The following is a 19,224-nucleotide window of genomic DNA, read 5'->3' on the forward strand; positions in this document are numbered from 1 at the left end:
AATAAATATTAAGATGGTAAAAGTGCTGTTTTAAGGTTCCCTTGTTATACTTCATTTAAGAAAATAACAAAGGGGAGAGAACAAGAAATGAATGAAACAATGCTTGCACTTTTAGGGTTTGCAACAATTATTATGATCATCGTTCTGTTACTTAAAAACGTAACCGTACCGTCACTGGCATTTATAGGCGTTACAACTGTTACCGGAATTGTATTAATCCTTACAGGAACTTACAGCGTAAAAGAAGTAGGGGACTTCATTGGAGCTGGTGTTAAGGGCGTACATTCGACCGCGTCTTTATTTATCTTTTCCGTGCTATTCTTCGGAATTATGACCGACGTAGGCATGTTTGACCGTATTATCAATGTGCTGATGAAACGGGTAGGACACAATGTAGTCGGCGTTGCAGTTATGACATGTTTAATCGCTATGATCGGACACTTAGACGGCGGCGGAGCTTCCACCTTCCTGATTACGATCCCGGCAATGCTTCCTGTTTACAAGAAGTTAAAAATGAGACCGACCACCCTGCTGATGATCTGCGTTACAGCAATGGGCGTTATGAACCTGCTTCCATGGGGCGGACCTACCATGAGAACCGCATCTGTTCTGGGAATTGAAGCAAATGCTCTTTGGGTATCATTGATCCCAATGCAGATTGTTGGAATTATTATCTCTTTTGCAACAGCAATCTTCTGGGGTATTGTAGAGAAAAAAGCGGGTGCAGGTTTAAACAGCACACGTGTGGTAGACTATGGTGAAGGCGATGAAGAAAGCCTGAGTGAAGAGCAGAAAAATGAACTTGCAAGACCGAAATTATTTGCATTCAACGTTATTTTAACATTAGCAATTGTAATTACACTGATTTTTGCTCCAATGCCGGCTTATTACATTTTCATGATCGGCTGCGTACTGGCATTGCTTGTTAACTATCCTGGCTCCAAAATGCAGAAAAAGATCATTAACTCACATGCGGCTCCGGCCCTTATGATGGCATCCACAATCCTTGCAGCCGGCGTATTCTTAGGAATCCTGGAAGACAGCGGAATTATGGATCAGATGGCAATCGTGCTGGCATCCTTTATCCCTCACTCACTGGGAAGATTCCTGCCGCTCATCATCGGTGTGCTTTCCGTACCATGTGCGCTTATTTTCAACACAGACTCTTACTTCTACGGCCTTCTGCCAATCCTGATCGAAGTAGGCAGCCAGTTTGGAGTTGATCCTCTTCAGACAGGTATCGCAATGGTTGTTTGTAAGAACTTCGCAACCTTTATCAGCCCGGTTGTACCGGCAACCTTCCTGGGTGTCGGCCTTGCGGGAGTTGAGATCAAAGATCATATTAAGAACTGCTTCTTCTGGATTTGGGGAGTTAGTATTATCTGCTTGATCTGCGGAATTTTGTTCGGAATTATTAGTATCTAATATGTATATTTTAGCTAGAAAGAAGGGATCACCCAGGCCGTAGTGCCTAGGTGGTTCCTTCTTTCTAAGCTGTTGTTTTTTATCAGGTCAGCGAAAACCAGCATGGAATCGGGAGGCGGAGCCGGATTCCCCCTCAGACCGTTCTCTTCCGGCTCCGCCTCCCGATTCCGTGCGTACCCCCCTATTTCTTCAGCAGCCTCCAAAGCGTAGTCCTGCTGATCCCCAGCCGCTTCGCCGCCGCACTCTGATTCCCCCCGGTCTCCCTGAGCGCAATCTGAATCACATCCTGATTAATCTCATCCAACGTTTTCCCCATATCGATCCCAACGCTGCCTATCTCAGCCGTACCCTCGCCGGTATCAGCCATTTCCCGCTTTAAAACCTCCTCCACATCAGCCGTCTGTATATAGGGTTTCACCGTAATCACAACCAATTCTCTTAAAATACGTTCCAACTGCGCATAATTGAAAGGCCAGTGATACGACTTCATCAGCTCCATCGCCCTGTCCTCCAGTCCGATTACCTGCTTTGCCATCTCCATATTCAGCGCTCCGAGATAAAGGCTTATCATATCGGGAAGTTCCGGCAGCCGTTTGCGGAGCGGCAAAAGCGTGACGCTTAAACAGGACAATGTTTTAATATATTCCATAGCCACAGCCGGAACCTCCCCGCCGGGCCCGCAGATGCAGGTGAGGAACAAACGATTTCTGCGGTATAGAGAAGTGTCCCTGACAGCGGATAAAAGCTGCTGTTGTTTGGATTCCTGAAGTACCTGGATATTTTTCAGGACGATGGTATTGTTGTTGTCGGTAAATGGCGAATTATAGCGGTGCATCAGGAAATCCCAGCCCTTATCATCGCAGAGGGCAAAGTCGATGGAGATGATCGGATTATTGCTCAGCGGACTTTGACAGTACAGGCTGCGGATTACATAGGAATGCTCCGTCCCTTCTTCCCCGATTACCACAACAGGCTGGCTGCTCAGGCTCATCTGCTGAATCCTGGACGCCAGTTCGCCGCCGATCCCTGTGATGCCGCAGAAGCTGCCGGCCAGCTTTTCTTCCTCCTCTATTTTGCCGGAAATCGTGATGCCGCGCCGTTTAGAGGCCGGAGAAACGGTGCTTTCACGGACATAAAAAGCGGTGTATTCAGCGGACATGGTATGGATATTCCGGCTGACTATCGAATAGGAGATTCCATTTATTGTTTTGACAATTTTCCGTTCATCCACAGTTTTAGACAGGGATAATTCCTTTTTCAGAAAACGAAGTAGTTTTCCGCTGTCCGCCATATTCAGGCCGCTTTTTTCAAATGTAGAGAAACGAAGCGCATCAGTGGAATCGAAAACGGCAGTAACCGTATCGTTGCCTTGTATAACTGCATTGAGGAAAATATTTTCTTCCCGCATGCCCGCATAACTTTGACTCAATTTCACCGCCATATCAAAAGAAGCTTGTATGCTTTCCTCCCCGGATGTGATCAGGATTGCGTTGAGTCCCAGCTTCTTGGCTGTAGTATTGGTAATCATATCGCAGACAACCATACGGCATCCTTTTTTCTTCAATGATTTCAGTACGGCTTGTACATCATCGCCGCTGTGAAGCGTGATGATATCCATATCATACTGCAGAAGGTCACAGAGCAGATGGGCGCTGTCGGTGATAGAAGAAAATCCAACAATGGCATACTGGTCGGAATAATTTTCCGCCAATTTCAGCGCCCTTAACATGTCGTAAACGGAAAGGGAGATTTCCACAACCGGTATGGAGGTGGTGGTTTCGATCAGTTCCGCGGTTCCTCCCCTGGATATGATCACATCATAATTGGTGTTAAAATACTGCTTTGCAATTTCAACCCCTTCATTCAGGTTTCCTGTATAGACATCCAGTTCCAGATCCTCACGTCCGGCCGCCAGTTTCTGCATGGTGGTTTTCATTCCCTCATAAGGAGCAATTCCTAAGATCCTGATTTTTCTATTGTTCATAGCTGATCCCCTTTTTTAAACGAATGTTTCAATATAAAACTATTTTACTATACCGAATATAAAAAATAAAGTTTAATAAAAAATATGTTGCAAAATAAAACGAATATGCGTGTTTGGTTTATTGAGGAAAACACGGCAATTTAGTAAAATGAGATCATATAAAGGGGGTACTATATGATTAAATTGCTGATCATAGCTGATGATTTTACCGGCGCGCTGGATACCGGAGTGAAACTGGCAGAAAAAGGGGCTGTTACGAATGTTGTAACTGGAGATAAACAGGATTTTGACTATATGGGGAAATGCAAAGAAGAGGTTTTGGTTGTCAATGCAGAAAGCAGGCATATGACTGCAGCAGAGGCATACAAGGCCGTTTATGAGATCGTTCGGAAAGCAAAAGCGGCGGGGGTGGAATGTATCATCAAAAAAACGGATTCCGGCCTGAGGGGAAATATCGGAAGCGAGCTGGCGGCTGCGTTGGACGCATCGGGCGAACAGGCGCTTCATTTTATCCCGGCTTTCCCTAAGATGCATCGGATCACAAAAAAAGGAATTCATTACATAGATGGCGTTCCGGTTCATGAAAGCGTATTTGGGAAGGACCCATTTGAGCCTGTAATCACTTCGGATGTGACTGGGATTATCGGGATGCAGAGCGGTGTTCCGGTGCTTTTGTCCGATGCACATCATGAACTTTTGTCACCTGCGGTTCCATCCATCATACTGTATGATGCGGAGCAGGACGAGGAACTGGAAGCGATTGGCAGAAAATTGACGGAAAATGGAAAACTGCATGTGGCGGCAGGCTGCGCGGGGCTGGCCTCGGCTCTTCCGTCCCTTCTAAAACTCGGAGGCAAGGAGCCGGTGATGCCATGTCTGAATGAAAACTTTCTGGTAATGTGCGGGAGCGTGAACCCGGTGACACAAAAACAGCTGGATTATGCACAAACATGCGGATTTACCAGAATCCGCATGACGCCGGAACAAAAGTTGAAGGAAGGATATCTGAAGACGCCGGAAGGAGAAGCGGCAATCGAAAATTGGATGAAGATATTGAAAGATACCGGACGCTGCATCATCGATACCAATGATTTGGCCGACGGCGGAGAAACTTCATCATATGCCCAAATGAAGAATATGAGCAGTGAGATGATGAGAAAAGAGATCGCCTCCAATCTGGGCTATGTTCTGAAACGCTTTATGGAGAAGGGCGTGGAATGCACGGTGATGATTACCGGAGGCGATTCGCTGATGGGATTCATGAAACAGATTGAGGTTAACGAAATCACTCCGGTCTGCGAACTGGCTCCCGGAATCGTCCTGTCCTCCTATAAAATGGATGGAGAATTTCACAACATCATCACAAAATCCGGTGGTTTTGGCAATGAGACATTACTGGCTGACCTGGCGGATCAGATTGCTCGGAAGAAAGCTAAAAACTGAAAGAAAAGAATAAAAAGCGAGGTATAAGAATGATGGAATTTACGGATGAAAGACCAGTAATTGGAATCACCATGGGAGATCCGGCCGGGATTGGGCCGGAGATTACGGTAAAAGCCCTGGCCGATCCCGGGATATATAAAATGTGCAGGCCGCTGGTGATCGGGGATGCGGCGGTGATGGAGCAGGCGGCGGCCATTGTACAAAAAAAGGAGATCAGAATCCATCCGGTCCAGGAGCTGTCGGAAGCGTGTTATGAGTACGGCGCAATCGATGTATACGACAAAAACCTGGCCGATTTAAAGGGACTGGAACTTGGTAAGGTTTCGGCAGCGGCCGGTGAGGCCGCGTTTCAATATGTGAAAGAAGTGATCCGCCTGGCGATGGAAGGCAAAGTGGATGCCACGGTGACCAATGCCCTGAACAAAGAGGCCATCAACTTGGCAGGCCATCACTTCTCAGGCCATACGGAAATCTATGCGGATTTTACGGGAACGAAAAAATACACCATGATGCTGGCTCATGAAAATCTCCGCGTGGTTCACGTATCCACCCATGTTTCCCTCAGAGAAGCCTGTGACCGCGTGAAAAAAGACCGGGTGCTGGAGGTTATCAGAATTGCGGATCAGGCGGTGAGAAATCTTGGAATTGAAAATCCCAGAATAGGGGTGGCCGGGCTGAATCCCCACAGCGGAGAAAACGGAATGTTTGGAAGGGAAGAGATTGAAGAGATCATTCCCGCAATCGAAGCGGCAAAGGAAGAGGGCATCTGCGCAGAAGGGCCGGTTCCGCCGGATACCGTATTTTCAAAGGCCAGAGGCGGCTGGTATGATATTGTAGTTGCAATGTACCACGATCAGGGCCACATTCCGCTGAAACTGGTAGGATTTGTATATGACCAGCAGCAGGGAAAATGGGAAGCTGTTGCAGGGGTCAACATCACACTGGGACTGCCGATCATACGGACTTCCGTGGACCATGGAACCGCATTTGACCAGGCGGGGCTCGGAACGGCCAATGAGCTGAGCCTGGTAAATGCCATTGATTACGCGGTAAAACTGGCCGCGTCAAAAAAGGCGGACCGGATTCCGGACTAACCAGGATGAATAAAAAAGGAAATTTAACGGAAAATAATCCCGTCAGGTTTCCTTTTTTTATTCCATAATTTCCATACAACGGTAAGTTCGTTATAAATTTATCATAAAAATAATATACAAAGAAATCGTAATTGTACACCTTTCCTAAAAGAATATGGAAATTATCATGAATAATGGACAAAATGAAAAACATTGGTTATAATAAGACGTATATGCGCGGAAGTATAGAAAGAGGAGGAGTCCGGATGTATAAAAAAAGTGTGTTCCGAAGCCTGGCTATGGTAACCCAGTTGGGGCTCAGCGTGCTTACTCCTATCTTTTTGTGTACTTTGGCGGGTTACTATATTGATTCCTGGTTTGGCACCAAGTCCATGGTTTTTTTGATTATCATTGGAGCCATGGCAGGCGGCAGATGCGCTTATGTACTTGCGGTTAAAACTCTGGAGGCGGAGAAGCGGGATGACGAAAGGGAACGTCAGAACCGGCCTGAAAGAACAAACCGTGTGGAAGTAAGTAAGCCTAAGCAGCCAAGCCGTGTCAGAAAGGAAGCACAGATGGCGGAAAAGACGGACAGGGAGGAAGAAGATGAGCAGGGAAACTAAAAATCTGATTCTGGAGATGTCGGTTGGAGTTGTGATTTATGAGGTGATATTGGGAATTGGGGCGGCAGTGATTGGTCCTGGATTGGGCGCACCGTTATTTACGGTGATTCTGGGATTGTTCTGCGGCTTAATTATTGATATCGCCATGCTGATTCACATGGCCGTCATCACAGAACGTGTTTTGGATACGGGAGACGAAAGTTATGCAAACAAGACTACGGTTGTGCACTCCATGCTGAGAAAGCTGGTAATTGTAGTCTTAATCTTTGTTTTTTGGCGGATTCCCCAGATCAATATAGTGGCATTCATCATCGGGGCTTTGGGCCTCAAAGCTGGAGCCTATCTTCAGCCGTTCATTCATAAAGCCTTTGATAAGCATTGAGGGCACAACTAAAAGAAAGGAGGACGGTGTATGGGAATGATGATCTCCAATGAAGCAGATTTCATGATTCATGGAGTAGTCCAGTATGAATTATTTGGACAGGAATTGTGGCTGTCTACGACAACCGTTGGGTTGACAATAATTACTATCACATTGCTGGTATTTGCATTATTTGCAAGACGGACGATGAAAAACGCCACCGACGTCCCGGGCACATTCCAAAATATGTTGGAATATGCATTAGAGATGCTGGAAGGCATGACAAAAGGAATTCTGGGAACAAACGCAAAACGGTTTATGAATTATATAGGTACCATTTTCTTGTTCATACTGTTTTGCAACCTGAGCGGATTGTTTGGGCTGCGGGCGCCGACGGGAGATTTTGCCGTAACATTTCTGTTAGGTATGTTTACATTCTTCATTGTAAACTACCAGGGTATTAAGAACAGAAAATTCAGGCATTTCACCAGCTTATTTGAGCCGATACCGATTTTATTCCCGATCAACCTGATCGGTGAATTTGCAAACCCGATATCTATATCACTTCGTTTGTTTGCAAACCTGTTGTCAGGTATTATCATTATGGGATTATGGTACGGCATGATGCCGATTTTTGTTAAGATCGGTATTCCGGCAGCACTTCATGTATACTGTGATTTATTCTCAGGATGTATTCAGACATACGTATTCTGTATGCTGACTATGGTTTATGTCAATGATAAGATGGAATAAAGAACATCTTACAAGGAAAACAACTTATTTAAAAAATTATTATTCAGGAGGAAATTAATATGAATGGTATTTCAGGACAGGATTTTATCTTTGGATGTTCAGCAATTGGTGCAGGCTTAGCAATGATCGCCGGTATCGGACCTGGTGTAGGTCAGGGTATCGCAGCCGGACAGGGTGCAGCAGCAGTAGGACGTAACCCGGGAGCAAAATCCGATATCACATCTACCATGTTACTTGGTCAGGCCGTTGCCGAGACTACAGGTCTGTATGGTCTTGTCGTTGCTATTATTTTAATGTTTGTTAAGCCTTTCGGCGCTTAATCAGACAATAATATAACCAGCAAAAGGAGGCGAGACCTTGGATAGATTAATAGGATTTGATCCGCAGTTGTTGGCCGATGCGGTCATCACAGGAATAAATATCTTTATCCTGTTTTTTGCGTTGTCCTATTTACTGTTTAATCCGGTACGTGATGTGCTGGAAAAACGTAGACAGAAGATTGCCGGCGAGCTGGCAGACGCTGCTACGGATAAGAAAACAGCAGCTGAGATGAAGGCTGAGTATGAGGCGAAGTTAAAAGACATCAATAAAGAAGCAGAGGCAATCCTGGAAGAAGCGCGGAAGAAAGCGAAGAAACGGGAAGCTGAGATCATTGATGAAGCCAAGGGTGAAGCTGTCAGAATCATTGAACGGGCAAACCGCGAGATCGAGATGGAGAAGAAGAAAGCAGTAGACGATATGAAACAGGAAGTAATTGACCTTGCTTCCCTGATTGCAGGCAAAGTGGTTGCCGCATCCATTGACACTACTGTTCAGGATGCTTTAGTGGAAGAGACATTAAGGGAGATGGGTGAGACTACATGGCAAAGCTAGTATCAAAAGTATACGGCGATGCATTGTTTGAAGCAGCCATGGAAAAGCAGATGATAGATACTGTTTATGAAGAAGTGTCTGCTCTGCAGGTCATTTTTCAGGAAAATCCGGATCTTGTACGGACTTTGAATCATCCTAAGATTGTCAAGGAAGAGAAGATATCCATCCTGGAGAATATATTTTCCGGTAAAGTATCAAATGAACTCATGGGCTTCTTAACAATCATTGTTGAAAAAGGAAGACAGAATGACATTCCTGCTATTTTCCAGTATTTTATTGGCAGAGTGAAGGAATATAAAAAGATCGGCACCGCTTACATTACCAGTGCCGTGGAGCTGAAGGAAAGCCAGAAAGCTCAGATTAAAGAAAAACTGCTGGCCACAACCGTTTATACGGAGTTTGAGATGATCTATTCCGTAGACCCGTCCCTGCTTGGCGGACTTGTTATCCGCATCGGCGACAGAGTGGTTGACAGCAGTATTAAAACCCAGCTTTACGAGCTGAAGAGAGATTTGTCAAAACTTCAGCTTGCCTAATTAAAACAGAAAGAAGGTGCGAACCTTAATATGAATTTGAGACCAGAAGAAATCAGTTCTGTTATTAAAGAACAAATTGGTAAGTATTCTACGAAGCTCGAAGTGTCGGACGTAGGCACTGTAATCCAGGTTTCTGATGGTATCGCCCGTATTCATGGTCTGGAGAAAGCTATGCAGGGTGAACTTCTGGAGTTTCCGGGAGAAGTTTACGGCATGGTGCTCAACCTGGAGGAAGACAACGTTGGTGTCGTTCTCTTAGGTGATACATCCAGCATCAGTGAAGGTGATATCGTTAAAACTACCGGCCGAGTAGTTGAGGTTCCTGTAGGCGATGCCCTGACAGGACGAGTTGTAAACGCACTGGGACAGCCGATTGACGGCAAGGGACCGATCCAGACAGATAAGTTCCGCCGTATCGAACGTGTTGCCCATGGTGTTATTGACAGAAAATCCGTTGATACTCCGTTACAGACCGGTATCAAGGCTATCGACGCCATGATCCCCATCGGAAGAGGACAGCGTGAACTTATTATCGGTGACCGCCAGACAGGTAAGACTGCTATTGCGATTGATACAATCATCAATCAAAAAGGCCAGGGCGTTCACTGTATTTATGTTGCAATCGGCCAGAAGGCATCTACGGTTGCTCAGATTGTTAAAACATTGGAAGAATTCGGCGCTATGGATTATACAACCGTAGTTGTGTCCACGGCATCCGATTTGGCTCCGCTTCAGTATATTGCACCTTACTCAGGATGTGCAATCGGTGAAGAGTGGATGGAGAACGGCGGAGACGTTTTAGTTGTTTACGATGATTTAAGTAAACATGCGGCTGCTTACCGTACCCTGTCCCTGCTTCTCAAGAGACCGCCGGGCCGTGAAGCTTATCCTGGTGACGTTTTCTACTTACATTCCAGACTTCTGGAACGTGCTTCTAAATTATCCGATGAACTTGGCGGCGGTTCCTTAACTGCTCTGCCAATCATTGAGACACAGGCGGGCGACGTTTCCGCTTATATTCCTACCAACGTAATTTCGATTACGGACGGCCAGATTTACCTGGAAACAGAGATGTTTAACTCCGGTTTCCGCCCTGCTATCAACGCAGGTCTTTCCGTATCCCGAGTTGGTGGTGCGGCTCAGATCAAGGCGATTAAGAAGATCGCTGCTCCTATCCGTGTGGAACTTGCGCAGTACCGCGAGCTGGCATCCTTTGCCCAGTTCGGTTCTGAACTGGACGCCAGTACAACGGAACAGCTGGCACAGGGCGAGCGTATTAAGGAAGTTTTAAAACAGCCTCAGTACCAGCCAATGCCTGTAGAATACCAGGTAATCATCATCTATGCGGTAACCAAGAAGTTCCTGTTAGATGTGCCTACCACAGATATTCAGGCATTTGAAAAAGACTTATTCCGTTTCATCGACGCCAAATATCCGGAGATTCCGGAGAAGATCCGCGAGAGCAAACAGCTGGAAGCTGATGTGGAAGAGTTATTAGTTAAAGCGATCAATGAGTGTAAAGCACAGCGCTAGAACCTAGACAAGGCAGGTGACAATCATGGCATCCATGAGAGATATAAAACGTAGACGGGCAAGTATTCAGAGCACGGAACAGATTACGAAAGCGATGAAACTGGTATCTACGGTTAAACTGCAAAAGTCCAGGACAAAAGCTGAAGGTTCCAAACCATATTTTGATTTGATGTATCAGACCATCAGCACCATGTTGTCCAAATCAGGCAACATTGAGCACAAATATCTAAAGGCAGGAAATTCACCGAAAAAAGCGGTTATTGCCATCACCTCCAACAGAGGTCTGGCAGGAGGCTATAACAACAATATCGTTAAGCTGATAACCTCAAGCGAGGAGCTTCCTGCTGAAAATACTCTCGTTTACGCCATCGGGCGTAAGGGAAGAGACGGTCTGTCACGCAAAGGATATGGAATAAAAGCCGACTATTCAGATGTAATCAATGAACCGATCTACCGCGACGCGGCGGATATCACATTGGAACTTCTGGATGCGTTCGGACAGAACCAGATCGGCGAGATCTATCTGGCATATACTTCATTTAAGAATACGGTAACTCACATTCCGAAACTGGTGAAGCTTCTTCCGATTGAGATGGAAGAAGGGGATGCCCAGAGCGGACCTCAGGCGCTCATGAATTATGAGCCGGACGAGGATGAGGTATTGGATTCCATTATTCCAAAGTATATGAGCAGTTTAATCTATGGTGCTCTGCTCGAAGCAGTTGCCAGTGAGAACGGCGCCCGTATGACGGCTATGGACTCGGCAACTAATAATGCAGAAGAGATGATAGAAGATTTAGGATTGCAGTACAACCGCGCCCGTCAGGGTTCCATTACTCAGGAACTGACGGAGATCATTGCCGGCGCCAATGCAATCTCATAATGGTAAAGTAAAAATTTAAGACAAGGAGAAACAAGATGGCAGAACAAAACATTGGTAAAATCACGCAGATCATCGGTGCGGTTCTTGATATCAAGTTCTCCCAGGGAAAGATTCCGGAAATCAACGAAGCGATTAAAGTTCCGACTGATGATGGAACCACTCTGGTAGTAGAAGTTGCACAGGATCTGGGTGACGATACGGTAAGATGTATCGCCATGGGATCGACCGATGGTTTAAGACGTGATATGGATGCGATTGCAACCGGCGCGCCAATTACTGTACCTGTCGGCGAGAACACTCTTGGACGTATCTTTAACGTTCTCGGTGAGCCGATCGACAACAAACCGGCTCCAACGGTACAGGAATATCTTCCGATTCATAGAAAAGCTCCGACTTTCGAAGAACAGTCGACTGAAGCAGAGATCCTGGAGACAGGTATCAAAGTCGTTGACCTTCTCTGCCCATATCAGAAGGGTGGTAAGATCGGTCTGTTCGGCGGTGCCGGTGTTGGTAAAACAGTACTCATTCAGGAGCTGATCCGTAACATCGCTACAGAGCATGGCGGATACTCCGTATTTACAGGTGTAGGCGAGCGTACACGTGAAGGAAATGACCTTTACTACGAGATGACGGAATCAGGGGTTATCAATAAGACGACCATGGTATTCGGTCAGATGAACGAGCCGCCGGGCGCACGTATGAGAGTTGGTTTAACAGGACTTACCATGGCTGAGTATTTCCGTGATAAAGGCGGTAAGGACGTGCTGTTATTCATCGATAACATTTTCCGTTTCACTCAGGCCGGTTCTGAGGTTTCCGCGCTGCTTGGACGTATGCCTTCAGCCGTTGGTTACCAGCCGACCCTGCAGACCGAGATGGGTGCTCTCCAGGAGCGTATCACCTCAACAAAAGACGGTTCCATCACATCCGTACAGGCTGTATATGTGCCGGCCGATGACTTAACTGACCCGGCTCCCGCTAATACATTCGCCCATCTGGATGCGACTACGGTTCTTAGCCGTTCAATCGTTGAGTTGGGTATCTATCCTGCAGTTGATCCGCTGGAGTCTACCTCCCGTATTCTGGACCCGCGTATCGTAGGTGAAGAACACTATAAAGTAGCCCGCGGCGTACAGGAAGTACTGCAGAAATACAAAGAGTTACAGGATATTATCGCCATGTTAGGTATGGACGAACTTTCTGAAGAAGATAAGCTGACCGTATCACGTGCAAGAAAGATCCAGAGATTCTTATCTCAGCCTTTCTTCGTTGCAGGACAGTTTACAGGTTTGGAAGGACGTTACGTTCCTCTTAGCGAAACAGTACAGGGCTTCAAAGAGATTCTGGAAGGTAAACACGATGATGTTCCGGAAAGCTATTTCTTGAATGCCGGTAATATTGATGACGTTCTTGCCCGTGTGAAATAGGGGGTAAGTATATGGCTGATATGTTTAAATTGCAGGTTATCACACCTGATAAGAAATTTTATGAAGGCGAAGTCAGTATGGTGGAACTGACCACTACTGAGGGACAGATTGGTGTGTACAAGAATCACATTCCGATGACCGCCATCGTGGCTCCCGGAGTTTTGACCATTCACGAAGAAAATGACGTGAAACGGGCTGCTCTGCATGCCGGATTCATTCAGATCCTTCCGGAGTTGATAACCGTTATGGCTGAGACTGTGGAATGGCCGGATGAAATTGATATTAACCGTGCGGAAGAAGCACGCGTGAGGGCAGAACGCCGCATTAAGGAAACCAATGGTGAGGTTGACGTTATGCGTGCGGAACTGGCTTATAAACGTGCGCTCGTTCGTTTGACGGTAGCCAAATGAAGAGAAAAGTAAGTTAAACAAATATCCATGGATTTTGCCCGTTTGCCGGAGCTTCCGGTAAGATGGGCGGAGTTTGTGGGTATTTTTGTTTCATTATAAGGAAAAATGCGGTACAATATACAGAGAAATATGCGCGCGCAAGCCGTGTTTAAAACGCATAGGAATGGAGGAAGAAGATGAAAAAAGAAGTAATCGATTATATTGACCAGCATAAGCAGGAGGCATATGACCTTTTGTTAACCATGGCAAGAATCCCGTCCCCATCAAACCACGAGGAGAAACGGGCCGAATTCTGTAAAAAATGGCTGGAAGACCATGGAGCGGATCACGTATACATAGATGAGGCTCTGAATGTGATCTACCCGGTGGGCTGCGAAGAGGGCAAGCCGATTGTGGTGTTTATGGCCCATACCGATGTAGTGTTCCCGGATATGGAGGAACTTCCTCTGAAAGTGGAGGACGGAAAGATATTGGCTCCTGGAATCGGCGACGATACCGCCAATCTGGCCGCGCTGATGATGACCGCCGAATATGTGGCAAAGAATCATCTGGTTCCTAAGGATGCCGGAATCTTATTCGTTGCCAATTCCGGAGAAGAAGGGCTTGGAAACTTAAAGGGTTCCAGAAAGATCTGTGAGACTTTTGGAAGCAGAATTAAGGAGCTCTATTCATTTGACGGGACTACGGACAATGTTACCAACCGGGCTGTGGGTTCAAAGCGTTACAGAGTGGAGGTTTTAACAGAGGGCGGACATTCTTACGGGGCATTCGGCAACCGCAATGCTATCGCTTACCTGGCTTCCATGATCGATGATTTATACTGCATGAAGGTGCCGGACAAGGGACGGACCACTTATAACGTGGGACAGATTTCCGGCGGTACTTCCATCAATACAATCGCCCAGCAGGCGGAGATGCTCTATGAATTCCGGTCCGACGAGGCGGAGGATCTGGCATTTATGGAACGCCATTTTAATGCCGTTGTGGAAGCATACCGGGCTAAAGGAGTTGCAGTAAATGTGGAACTTCTGGGTGAGCGCCCATGTATGGGAGACGTGGACCCTGAGAAGCATGAAAATCTTCTTCAAAAGGCCAGAAAAGTGGTTTTGGAGCACAGCGGCATCGATCCTGAATTCAAATCCGGCTCCACAGACTGCAACATTCCATTGTCTTTGGGGATTCCAAGCGTATGCCTGGGAACTTATGAGGGGGGAAAGGCCCATACGAGAGAAGAATGGGTTTCTGCCGACAGTCTGTATGCAGGATATAAGATCGCTTTTGATCTGATTCTGAGTTATTTTAATGATTAATGGCAGATGTTGAAAAACGGCGTGTATAGTTTTATTAATTAAATCGAACTGTTCAGAATAGTTACAATTAAATAATGTTGTATGTCAAACGCACACAGAGGTATAAGTCTTCTTCTGTGTGCGTTCTTGCGTATTAAATTTAAAGGAAAAAAGATGTTAGAAAGCAAGGAATAAGGAGTTTCACTTTATGGTATAAATGGGAGATTTGCAATATGCGTTAAAACATTAACGTTTTTTAGCTGCTAAAATACGCTCTAAATCAGGTGTTTTTGAATTTAGGGGAGTTCTGCGTTTATGGGATCTTTAAAACGCATAAAGAGAATACAAATACCAGAAAATACCATTGTCGTATAAATACGTAATATGGCTTTTGAAATGTATTTATAATGATGTGTATGGTAAAATGAAATGGAATTGCTGGCGTGCCGCAGGGAGTCCGGCACGCATCATGCAAATAAATATTTCGGTAAAAATGCCGGAATTATAGGTGGAGAAATGGGTATGGAAACAATTATAGTAGATTGTGACAGGCAGGCTGCAAAACAGCTGGAAGAGGAATGCCGGCAAATGGATGGAATTCATCTGGCCGGAAGCTTTACGGAACCTGCTGAGGCGCTGGAATATGCGCTTCATTATACGGTGGATTTTGCATTATTAGAAGTGGATTTAGGTTCTATGAATGGAATTGAGCTGGCTCAGAAGTTGAGGGCAGTTAATCCGGAGATGATCATAATTTTTGTCACCGGCAGCAGTGAATGGACATTGGAAGCGCTGCGGATCAAGGCGGATTATTTTGTGATTAAACCATATAAAGAAGAGGATATTGTAGACGCGTTGAACCGGGCAAAGCTTTTATCTAAAAGGCAGCACAAGCGGATATTTATCCGCACGTTTGGGCGGTTTGACGTTTTTATCGATGGAAAATTGGTGATTTTCCCCAATGCTAAGAGCAAAGAACTGCTGGCTCTCTGTGTGGAACATATGGGAGGCGAAGTCGGAATGGACGAAGCCGTGGATAAACTGTGGCCGGACCGGGATTATGACAACCGGGTCAAAGCTCTTTATCGAAAAGCGGTGATCGGAATCCGAAGCGTGCTGGAAAAATACGGAATGCAGGATGTATTTTATAACCGGAGAGGCGTGTGTTGTGTGATGCCGGATCGGGTGCTTTGTGACTGTTATGAGTATTTGCGTGACCGTTCCAATAAGGAGTTCGTATATGCCAATGAATATATGTTTGAGTACAGTTGGGCGGAGGAGACGAATGCCTGGCTGCAGAAGTTGAATAAATTAGATAATTTGGAAATAACAGAATAACGTAAAAATATGATGAAATAGCGTATAAATACGATGAAAATGAGCGGAATAGTTGCGGATCGGTTGCACATAAGAAGTTAAACTTAGAATATGATAATTACATATTTGGCAAAGCTGATGAAAGTCAGTGACGCAAAGCTAAAGGGTCTAAATCAGAAATTGATATGACAGCCAGTTGCTCGTATGTGGGTGCTCCAATGGAGGACTTATATTCGGTTCGTAGATAAAACGCATGGTAGCAGTGCGTTTATTTGCAGACGCTGCAGGCAGTTCTGATTAGGTCGGAACTGTCTTTTTTTGCGTGCCAAAGAAAGGAGAATGAAGGTATGAAGGAAAAGGGTGCCTTGCTGCAGAAGATTATCACTGCTGTCAGCATACTGCTGTGCGTGATATTTATTCCGCTGCTTCTGGTCAATGTGACTTTGATTGCCAAGTCTTACATCCATCCGGATCAGGTGCCGGACTTTATGGGATACAAACCATTTATCGTGCTGTCCGGTTCCATGGAGCCTGGAATCATGACCGGTGACATGGTATTTGTGAAGAATACGGATGCCGGTAACCTGCAGAAAGGTGATGTGATCGCTTACAAAAGCGGAGATGCAGTCATCACCCACCGCATCATAGACGTGACATCGGAAAATGGGGAAGTGCGCTATATCACCCAGGGTGATGCCAACGACAGCCCGGATCAGACTTCGGTAAAGCCTTCCGATGTGGAAGGAATTTACCAGACGAGAATTGCCGGGGCAGGCAAAGCGGCAATGTTCATGCAGACCACTTCGGGTATGATTATCTTTGTGGTATGTCCGCTGATCTTGTTTATCCTTTGGGATATCGTTCGAAGGAAAATGATAGATCGAAAAGAATTGTCCAGGACAAAAGAACTGGAACAGGAATTGGAACGGCTTAGAGCTGAGAAAAGTTGAGAAAGTTTTAGGTAAGTATTAAAAATAAAAAAAAGAAAGAAGGATATGAATTATGAAGAAGAGTATTTTTGGGAAAATCGGAGCGGCAGCAGTGGTGTTGACATTGGTTACTGGTAGTTTGGTTGGTGGGACGTTTGCGAAGTATACCAGTACTGCAATTGGTACGGGAACGGCTCAGGTTGCTGCATGGAAAATTGCTATGAAGGAAGGAACTAATCCTATTGCGGGAGACGCTTTTTCTTTTAACTTGATAAATATGAATGATAAAGCGGCTACAACTGACGGTAAAATAGCGCCAGGTTCATTCGGAGAAATTAAATTGAGTATTGATGGTACGGGTTCAGATGTTGGCTATAGCTATAAGATTGAGGCTGATACTTCAGCGTTAACTGGTGTGCCAATTAAGTTTTATTCAGATGCCGAGAAGAAGACAGAACTTACACCTGTGAGTGGCAAAATAACAGTGAGTTCGGCTGATGTAGCCTTGGATGCTGTAGGTACACCGGTAGCAGCTGATATATATTGGGAGTGGAATAAAGATTCCATAGATACAGCTGATACAACATTAGGCGTGAACGGAAGTTCAGGTACAATTACTGTTACTATGACAGCAGATCAGTTAATAAAGACAGAAGGAACACCTGCATCATAAAGAATCATATAGTTTATTTTCGAGGGAGCCCTGAACCGCCTACCCGGCGGTTCAGCCCCCAGCAGAGCACAGCACCCACCACGGCTGTTCCCTGCCGGAGGCTGAACAACCTAAACTGCATCAACCACCACAAAGCCAAACAAACAGAGGGGGCAGATTCACATGTCGGAGGACAATAAAAGACCATACGATGCCAATTCCAGTTATGGCCGCCGTAATAGAAAGTTGTGGATATTTCTGCCGATACTTCTGGTATTTGTGTCCATCACATCATTTATAGCAGGAACCCGGATCGGCCAGGACAGCGGCCACAGGCGGGGGCAGATGCTGGATACCATAATCTTGTCGCCCAATGGGGAAACGGTAGATGAAACCCATATTCAATTCAGCGGCCGGATTCTGAATGCAGATGGCACTCCATGTGCGAATCAGCTGCTGGAACTGCATAGTGACCCCATGCGAACCACAACAGATTCGGATGGGATTTTTCATTTTCAAGGAGTGGATATTGGAAATCACCAGCTGATCATGCTGGATGAGTCGGAACAGGTTCTCAGCCAGATTGCGGTCAGCATTAACCGGGATAATGCCGTTTCTTTTGGACAGTTGGAAAATGTTCCTGGTTCCGTCCATCTGGCTGTGTCAGAAAACACCGTAGAACTGCATATTCAGATTCAGCTGAGCGATGACAAAGAGATGAAAGTAGAGCCGGTAGTATATACCAGAAAGCCGGGAGAATCATTTCGGGACAGTTCAGGAGAAGAAAAGGAAGTCCTCGTTTCCCAGGAACCTAAGAATGAGCCGGCAGTGCCGGAATCAGGAGAAGGTCTGGTTAACCAGGAAAATGTATCCGTTCAGACTCAGCCGGAGATAAAGCAGCCGGAACAAAGCCGGGCGGAAGAATCTCATCCAATGGAACTGCAGACAGATCCCAACAACAGGAAACCTTCTGAAACCCAGGCCACAGAGCCGGAAACCGCCCCGACTCAGGAAAGCCAACAGCCGGAAACTGCTGAAAGCCGGAAAAATACGGAAAGCGGCCGGGAAGATAATTCAGGAGGCTCTTCCAACACACGTCCATCCCAATCAGAAACCACAAAAGCGGAGGAACCGACAGAACCGGAGCCGACAGAAACGGAACCGACGAAACCAGAGATAACACCTCCCGAAACAACGGAGCCCGAGACTACACCTCCGGAACCGACAGAGACCCAGCCTACAAAACCGGAAGCCCCTTTAGATGTCAGCGTTCAGGAGAAGGGCGGACCGGTTTGGGCTCAGAATACAACTATCAGCTTATTCGCAGACAGGACGGGAGTCGGCGAAGACCGGAAGCTGGCGCCGGGATCGAAAGGGACCTATGAATTTCTGGTAAGCAATAAAAATACTTACGGAATCATTTATCAGATGAAAATCATGGCGGATAAGGAACAGCTTTTGCTTCCTTTGCATTACCGGCTGAAATCCGGAGGGAAGTATTTGTGCGGAGACAGTAAAACATGGCTGACGGCGGAGCAGCTGGCCTCAGCGTCCGTGAAATTAGATCCGGGAATGGAAAAGGAATATCTTTTAGAGTGGTATTGGCCCTATGAGGGTGGCGATGACGCTTATGATACTTTAATTGGTACTGCCGATAATTTGGAATACCGGCTGATTGTAAATATCGTGATTGAACAGGTTGTATCGTAAGGA

The 19,224-nt window shown here is 46.0% G+C and carries 19 protein-coding genes and 1 riboswitch; of the genes, 18 read left to right on the forward strand and 1 reads right to left on the reverse strand.

Annotation, left to right across the window (positions count from 1 at the left end):
• The first annotated feature begins 87 nt into the window (after positions 1-87).
• Positions 88-1,425, forward strand: coding sequence for a citrate:proton symporter (locus C0033_RS18375; RefSeq protein ID WP_103229359.1), 1,338 nt, complete (start codon positions 88-90; stop codon positions 1,423-1,425).
• Between the two features lie 181 nt (positions 1,426-1,606).
• Here C0033_RS18375 and C0033_RS18385 read toward each other — a convergent pair whose 3' ends face one another.
• Positions 1,607-3,409, reverse strand: coding sequence for a sigma-54-dependent transcriptional regulator (locus C0033_RS18385; RefSeq protein WP_103229361.1), 1,803 nt, complete (start codon positions 3,407-3,409; stop codon positions 1,607-1,609).
• A gap of 174 nt (positions 3,410-3,583) precedes the next feature.
• On the opposite strand from C0033_RS18385, the gene C0033_RS18390 reads away from it, so the two are divergent.
• From C0033_RS18390 to C0033_RS18470, 17 genes are all read left to right on the forward strand, one after another.
• Positions 3,584-4,852, forward strand: coding sequence for a four-carbon acid sugar kinase family protein (locus tag C0033_RS18390; RefSeq protein WP_103229362.1), 1,269 nt, complete (start codon positions 3,584-3,586; stop codon positions 4,850-4,852).
• A gap of 32 nt (positions 4,853-4,884) precedes the next feature.
• Entirely contained in the window at positions 4,885-5,946 is a 1,062-nt protein-coding gene (gene pdxA / locus C0033_RS18395; protein WP_347501199.1) for a 4-hydroxythreonine-4-phosphate dehydrogenase PdxA, read from the forward strand.
• Positions 5,947-6,191: 245 nt separating this feature from the next.
• On the forward strand, positions 6,192-6,548 hold the full coding sequence (locus C0033_RS18400; RefSeq protein ID WP_103229363.1) for an AtpZ/AtpI family protein: 357 nt from the start codon (positions 6,192-6,194) through the stop codon (positions 6,546-6,548).
• Positions 6,532-6,930, forward strand: a complete 399-nt coding sequence (locus C0033_RS18405) for an ATP synthase subunit I (RefSeq protein WP_103229364.1) — start codon at positions 6,532-6,534, stop codon at positions 6,928-6,930. The genes C0033_RS18400 and C0033_RS18405 overlap by 17 nt, the downstream gene beginning before the upstream one ends.
• Before the next feature lie 30 nt (positions 6,931-6,960).
• Positions 6,961-7,662, forward strand: coding sequence for a F0F1 ATP synthase subunit A (gene atpB, locus C0033_RS18410; RefSeq protein WP_103229365.1), 702 nt, complete (start codon positions 6,961-6,963; stop codon positions 7,660-7,662).
• Positions 7,663-7,721: 59 nt separating this feature from the next.
• The gene (atpE, locus tag C0033_RS18415; RefSeq protein WP_103229366.1) at positions 7,722-7,982 is read left to right on the forward strand and encodes an ATP synthase F0 subunit C; all 261 of its coding nucleotides are present in this window, start codon (positions 7,722-7,724) and stop codon (positions 7,980-7,982) included.
• A gap of 37 nt (positions 7,983-8,019) precedes the next feature.
• Positions 8,020-8,535 (forward strand): F0F1 ATP synthase subunit B, encoded by a 516-nt coding sequence (gene atpF / locus C0033_RS18420; protein ID WP_103229367.1) that lies wholly within the window; start codon positions 8,020-8,022, stop codon positions 8,533-8,535.
• Positions 8,523-9,071, forward strand: a complete 549-nt coding sequence (atpH, locus tag C0033_RS18425) for an ATP synthase F1 subunit delta (RefSeq protein ID WP_103229368.1) — start codon at positions 8,523-8,525, stop codon at positions 9,069-9,071. Before atpF ends, atpH begins: the two co-directional genes overlap by 13 nt.
• A gap of 30 nt (positions 9,072-9,101) precedes the next feature.
• Positions 9,102-10,604 (forward strand): F0F1 ATP synthase subunit alpha, encoded by a 1,503-nt coding sequence (gene atpA, locus C0033_RS18430; protein WP_103229369.1) that lies wholly within the window; start codon positions 9,102-9,104, stop codon positions 10,602-10,604.
• A gap of 25 nt (positions 10,605-10,629) precedes the next feature.
• Positions 10,630-11,487 carry an ATP synthase F1 subunit gamma gene (gene atpG, locus C0033_RS18435; protein ID WP_103229370.1) on the forward strand — a complete coding sequence of 286 codons (858 nt, stop codon included), beginning with the start codon at positions 10,630-10,632 and terminating at the stop codon, positions 11,485-11,487.
• Positions 11,488-11,522: 35 nt separating this feature from the next.
• Positions 11,523-12,914, forward strand: a complete 1,392-nt coding sequence (atpD, locus tag C0033_RS18440; protein WP_103229371.1) for a F0F1 ATP synthase subunit beta — start codon at positions 11,523-11,525, stop codon at positions 12,912-12,914.
• Positions 12,915-12,925: 11 nt separating this feature from the next.
• Positions 12,926-13,324, forward strand: a complete 399-nt coding sequence (gene atpC / locus C0033_RS18445) for an ATP synthase F1 subunit epsilon (protein ID WP_103229372.1) — start codon at positions 12,926-12,928, stop codon at positions 13,322-13,324.
• A gap of 176 nt (positions 13,325-13,500) precedes the next feature.
• A complete protein-coding gene (locus C0033_RS18450; protein WP_103229373.1) occupies positions 13,501-14,634 on the forward strand; it encodes a M20/M25/M40 family metallo-hydrolase in 1,134 nt (377 codons plus the stop codon).
• 501 nt (positions 14,635-15,135) lie between these two features.
• Positions 15,136-15,951: a response regulator gene (locus tag C0033_RS18455; protein ID WP_103229451.1), complete on the forward strand. Its 816-nt coding sequence runs from the start codon at positions 15,136-15,138 to the stop codon at positions 15,949-15,951.
• 97 nt (positions 15,952-16,048) lie between these two features.
• Positions 16,049-16,134, forward strand: a riboswitch (cyclic di-GMP riboswitch).
• Positions 16,135-16,277: 143 nt separating this feature from the next.
• On the forward strand, positions 16,278-16,880 hold the full coding sequence (locus C0033_RS18460; RefSeq protein ID WP_103229374.1) for a signal peptidase I: 603 nt from the start codon (positions 16,278-16,280) through the stop codon (positions 16,878-16,880).
• Between the two features lie 52 nt (positions 16,881-16,932).
• Complete coding sequence (locus tag C0033_RS18465; protein WP_103229375.1) at positions 16,933-17,532, forward strand: hypothetical protein; 600 nt, start codon at positions 16,933-16,935, stop codon at positions 17,530-17,532.
• Between the two features lie 162 nt (positions 17,533-17,694).
• Complete coding sequence (locus C0033_RS18470; protein WP_103229376.1) at positions 17,695-19,221, forward strand: hypothetical protein; 1,527 nt, start codon at positions 17,695-17,697, stop codon at positions 19,219-19,221.
• Positions 19,222-19,224 lie beyond the last annotated feature (3 nt).

This window comes from Clostridium sp. chh4-2, from assembly GCF_002899675.1.
GTDB lineage: Bacteria > Bacillota > Clostridia > Lachnospirales > Lachnospiraceae > CHH4-2.